The sequence below is a fragment of the Sphingomonas sp. genome (genome assembly GCF_031380695.1).
Classification (GTDB): Bacteria; Pseudomonadota; Alphaproteobacteria; order Sphingomonadales; family Sphingomonadaceae; genus Sphingomicrobium.
Genome location: NZ_JANMWY010000282.1, coordinates 1 through 4,632, shown reverse-complemented (window position 1 = coordinate 4,632; position 4,632 = coordinate 1). Strand labels below are relative to the sequence as shown.

The following is a 4,632-nucleotide window of genomic DNA, read 5'->3' as shown; positions in this document are numbered from 1 at the left end:
CAGGAACGCCAATCCCTCGGCCAGTTTCAGCGCGGTCTCGAACGAGTCCGCCAGCCTCGCCTCGATCCCGTCGCGGATGGCAATACGGTCGACCACCACCTCAATGTCATGCTTGTATTTCTTGTCGAGCGGCGGCGCTTCCTCGATCGGGTAAAATTCGCCGTCGATCCGGACGCGGGTGAAGCCGGCGCGCTGCCACTCGGCCAGTTCTTTCCGATACTCGCCCTTGCGGCCGCGCACGACCGGCGCGAGGAGATAGTGGCGCGAGCCTTCGGCCAGCGTCATCGTCCGGTCGACCATTTGCGACACGGTCTGGGCCGAAATCGGCAGGCCGGTCGCGGGCGAGTAGGGCACCCCGACGCGCGCCCACAGCAGCCGCATGTAGTCATAGATTTCGGTGACCGTCGCCACGGTCGAGCGCGGGTTGCGGCTGGTCGTCTTCTGCTCGATCGAGATCGCCGGCGAGAGGCCATCGATATGTTCGACATCGGGCTTTTGCATCATCTCGAGGAATTGCCGGGCATAGGCCGACAGGCTCTCGACGTAACGCCGCTGACCCCCCGCGTAGAGGGTGTCGAACGCGAGCGAGGAGTTACCCGACCCAGAAAGGCCGGTGATGACCGTCAGCGCGTCGCGCGGAATCTCGACGTTCACGCCCTTGAGATTGTGCTCGCGCGCCCCCCTTACCGAAATATGAGTTAGCATAAGGACGTTTGTTCCATATTTGTTCGCGTGGAGCAAGCGCCTGCACCGCGCCCAGGGGTGGCCTCGCCTAAATGGTCGTCATGAGCGGTGGTTCAACCGCTGTTTCGTCCCTCGGCGGCACAATGTCGTGTTTTCCTTGAACTACTCCGTCGGAACGACGATATTGGCGACACGCGGGGAGTGTCGTCGAGGCCCCCCGGAAGAGGAGATGAAATGGAGAACCAGTTTGACCCGCGCGCTACCGGCTTCAATGCCGCCAGCGTGGGCGTCCCACGCGCCGCCCGCGATGTGGGCCTGCGTTCCTACATGCTGTCGGTTTACAACTATATGGCGTCGGCGGTCCTGCTGACCGGCGTGGTCGCGTTGCTGTTTTTCAACAGCGGCTACGCCGCGCAGGTGATGCAAACGCCACTTCGCTGGTTGATCATGCTGGCCCCACTCGGCTTCGTGTTTGCAATGAGCTTTGGCGTCAACCGGATGAAGACGTCGACCGTCCAAGCGCTGTTCTGGGGTTTTGCGGTCGCAATGGGCCTGTCGATGTCGACCATCTTCCTGGTCTATACCGGGGTTTCGATCGCGCAGACCTTCTTCGCCGTTGCGGCGGCGTTCATGGGTCTGTCGCTCTACGGCTATACGACCAAGAAGGACCTCTCCGGCTTTGGCACGTTCCTGATCATGGGCGTCGTCGGGCTGCTGGTCGCGCTGGTGATCAACATGTTCCTGCGCTCGCCGGCGATGCAGTTGGCGATCAGCGCGATCGGCGTGCTGCTGTTCGCGGGCCTGACCGCCTACGATACGCAGAAGATCAAGAGCATGTATGCCCATGTCGCGGGGACCGACATGATCGGCAAGTCGGCGATCATGGGCGCACTTACGCTCTATCTCGACTTCATCAACATGTTCCAGTTCATGCTCAGCTTTATGGGCAATCGCCGCTAAGGCGATTGGACTGAACGAAAAGAAGGGCTCGGCGGGAAACCGCCGGGCCCTTTTTTCGTAGCGTCAGGCCGTGAGCTGTGTTGAAGCCGCGTCGTCCATCTGCTTGCCCCGTCGATAGGCCTCGCGGTCAGTGACGCTGGCGACATAGGCAGTGAACGCCGGGCGGGGTTCGAGCAGTCCGAACATCAGCATGAAGCCGATCTGCGAGCCGATGACGACGTCGGCGGCACTGAACTTGGCGTTGGCGATGAAACGCTTGCCGGTGACCGCCTGTTCGAGCGTGTCGATGGCACGTTCGAAGCTGCCGTAGCCCGCCATCGCCTGCTTGTCAGCCGCGGGCTCCCAGCCCATCGACTTGTTGGTGAAGGCCTGCTCGATCGGGCCCGAGGCGAACAGGGTCCAGCGATAATAGTCGGCGCGGTCGGCCAGTGGCGGGGCGAGGCCGGCGTCGGGGAACGCATCGGCGAGGTAAAGGCAGATGGCGGCGACTTCGGTCACGACCTTGCCCTTGTGGACGATCGCCGGGATCTTCTGCATCGGGTTGATCGCCTTGTAAGCGTCGTCCTTCAGCGTGCCGCCATAGGTCAGGATTTCGGTGTCGTAGGGCTGGCCGACCTCCTCCAGCATCCACCGCACGATCTGCCCGCGCGATTGTGGGTTGGTGTAGAATTTGAGGTCGGCCATCATCGTCTCCCATTTGAGTCGCGCACTTCCTATCACCGCGCGAACAAATGTGGAACGTGATGCTAGCGGCGCATGACCGCCGTCTTGTCCCGGGCCGCGCGGAATTCGCTGTCCTGACTCCAGTTGGGCCATTCGCGGCTATTGGCCAGGCGCAGGCCCAGCGCGTGCAGCAGCTGCGCATCGGCGACGATCCCGCTGAAGTCCCAATTGCTCTGCCATTCGTCGGCCGGTTGATGGTACATGCGGGTGACATAATCCTTGGCCAATTCCTCGCCGCGCGCCGTGCCGCCGTTGACCAGGTCGTTGCCGCTGTCGAACGAGATCGCCGGGACGCCGACCTTGGCCAGGGTGAAATGATCAGAGCGATAGAAGTGGCCCGCCTCGGGGTGCGGGTCGGGCGTGAATCGTCGGCCGCGCTTGGCCGCTTCCTCAATCAGATCGTCGAGTAGGCCGAGCTTGGCCGAACCGGAAATAGAGAAATCGCGCGACGAGCCGTGGACGCCCATCGAATCGGTGTTGAGCATGCCGACGGTCGTGCCGAGCGGATAGAGCGGGTGGGTACCGTAATATTCCGAGCCGAGCAGGCCCTTCTCCTCGGCCGTGACGGCGAGAAACAGGATCGAGCGGTCAGTGCGCGGTGCGCGACCGAAGGCGCGGGCCTGGGCGATCAGCTGGGCGAGGCCGGTGCCATTATCGACCGCGCCATTGTAATTGCGGTCGCCCTTCGCATCGGGCTGGCCGATGCCGAGGTGGTCCCAGTGAGCCGAATAGATCAGCGTCTCGTTGGGACGCGTCTTGCCGCGCAGCATGCCCGCGACATTGTGCGAGGTGATGACCGAGGTCGTCGCCGTCGCGCTGGCGTCGAGCGTCGCCTTGAGGTCGATCGGGCGGAAATCCTTGCGCCGCGCGTCGGCCTTGGCCTTGTCGAAATCGAGCCCGGCGGCCGCAAAGATCGCCTGCGCAGCGTCGCGCTGAATCCAGCTTTCGAAGCCGGTGTGCGATGCCGGCGGATTATCGCGGACGATATCGAACATCGTGTTGGTGTTGCTGTTCTTGACCGTGTTCCAGCCATAGGCGGCGGGGGCGGTTTCGTGGACCAGCATGACGCCAGCCGCACCGCGTCGCGCCGCTTCCTCATATTTATAGGTCCAGCGGCCGTAATAGGTCATCGCCTTGCCGCCAAAATCCGCATCGGCCGGCCCTTCGAAATCCGGATCGTTGATCAGCAGGACAAGGATCTTGCCCTTGACGTCGACGTCCTTGAAGTCGTCCCAGCCACGTTCGGGGGCGGTCACACCATAGCCGACGAAGACCAGCGGCGCGCCGGCAATATTGACGGCCTTCGACCCGTTCATCGGTGACCGGAGCGCGATCTGCTCGCGCTGGACCAGTGGCAATGTCTTGCTCCCCGCCAGCATCAGAGACACCTTCGGTTCGCCGACAAAGTTCGACTTCAGCAGGGGAACCGCCTGGGTCCACAGCCGCTTGCCACGGACCAGGTCGCCGCCGGGCCGAAGCCCCGCCGCGCGGAACTGGGCGACGAGATAGTTGACCGTCTTCGTCTCGGCCCGCGTCGCCACCCCGCGCCCTTCATAGGCGTCGGAGCCAAGGATGCGGACATGGTCCGACAGGCGCTTGGCATCAAACTGGGGAGGAGCGGCAATTGCGGATGCCGCAGCGAGGGTGGACGTGGCGAGAAAAAGGGCAAGACGGTTCACTGGTTGCTCCCGAAAAGGTTGTTGCACGTTGGCGCTATTACCGTCCCATTGCAATCACTTGCTGTCGTCCCGGCGAGGGCCGGGACGACAGCAGCATGGAAAAGGGAAGCCCTCGCGCGACAGCTTTGCGCGAATTCTCTGCGGCCACCACGATCCGCCACATGGTCATGACCGGCCCCCCGTTTTATCGGCGCGATCATGCGCAAGTGGCGGGGCCTTAAAGGCCCGTGATAGCTATCGCTGGTCCAGCACCGGGCGAAGGCGGGTGACGGCATAATCGTTGGCCATTGCCGCGCCGCTCACGACTGCCCCCATGCCAAAGAATTCGTGCGTTACGCCCGGGAAGGTGCGCTGCTCGACGCTCACCCCCGCGCGCCGCAGTGCGTTAGCCAGGGTCAGGCCGTCCGACAACAGCGGATCAATCTGCGCGCTGACGATCGTGACCGGGGGCAGGCCGTGGAGGTCGGCCTTGACCAGGTTGATGCGCGGATCCTGCAAATCGGCCGGGGTGCGGGTGTAATAATAGCCGAACCATGGCAGGTCGGGGGTGCTCAGCGGCTTGGCATTGGCCGCCATCCGCCGCGAC

General features: G+C 63.3%; 4 protein-coding genes and 1 pseudogene. 1 reads left to right on the top strand and 4 read right to left on the bottom strand.

Features of this window, described 5'->3' with window-relative positions:
• A pseudogene (locus RMN84_RS10225) lies at window positions 1–705 on the bottom strand (excinuclease ABC subunit A); the annotation flags it as partial.
• Between the two features lie 213 nt (window positions 706–918).
• Here RMN84_RS10225 and RMN84_RS10220 point away from each other — a divergent pair.
• On the top strand, window positions 919–1,644 hold the full coding sequence (locus RMN84_RS10220; RefSeq protein WP_309612068.1) for a Bax inhibitor-1/YccA family protein: 726 nt from the start codon (window positions 919–921) through the stop codon (window positions 1,642–1,644).
• A gap of 63 nt (window positions 1,645–1,707) precedes the next feature.
• On the opposite strand, the gene RMN84_RS10215 is transcribed toward RMN84_RS10220, so the two are convergent.
• The 3 genes from RMN84_RS10215 to RMN84_RS10205 form a co-directional block, all read right to left on the bottom strand.
• On the bottom strand, window positions 1,708–2,328 hold the full coding sequence (locus RMN84_RS10215; protein WP_309612067.1) for a glutathione S-transferase family protein: 621 nt from the start codon (window positions 2,326–2,328) through the stop codon (window positions 1,708–1,710).
• Between the two features lie 62 nt (window positions 2,329–2,390).
• Window positions 2,391–4,046, bottom strand: coding sequence for a M28 family metallopeptidase (locus RMN84_RS10210; protein ID WP_309612066.1), 1,656 nt, complete (start codon window positions 4,044–4,046; stop codon window positions 2,391–2,393).
• Between the two features lie 234 nt (window positions 4,047–4,280).
• The coding region (locus tag RMN84_RS10205; protein ID WP_309612065.1) for an alpha/beta hydrolase fold domain-containing protein at window positions 4,281–4,632 on the bottom strand (352 nt) is incomplete at its 5' end.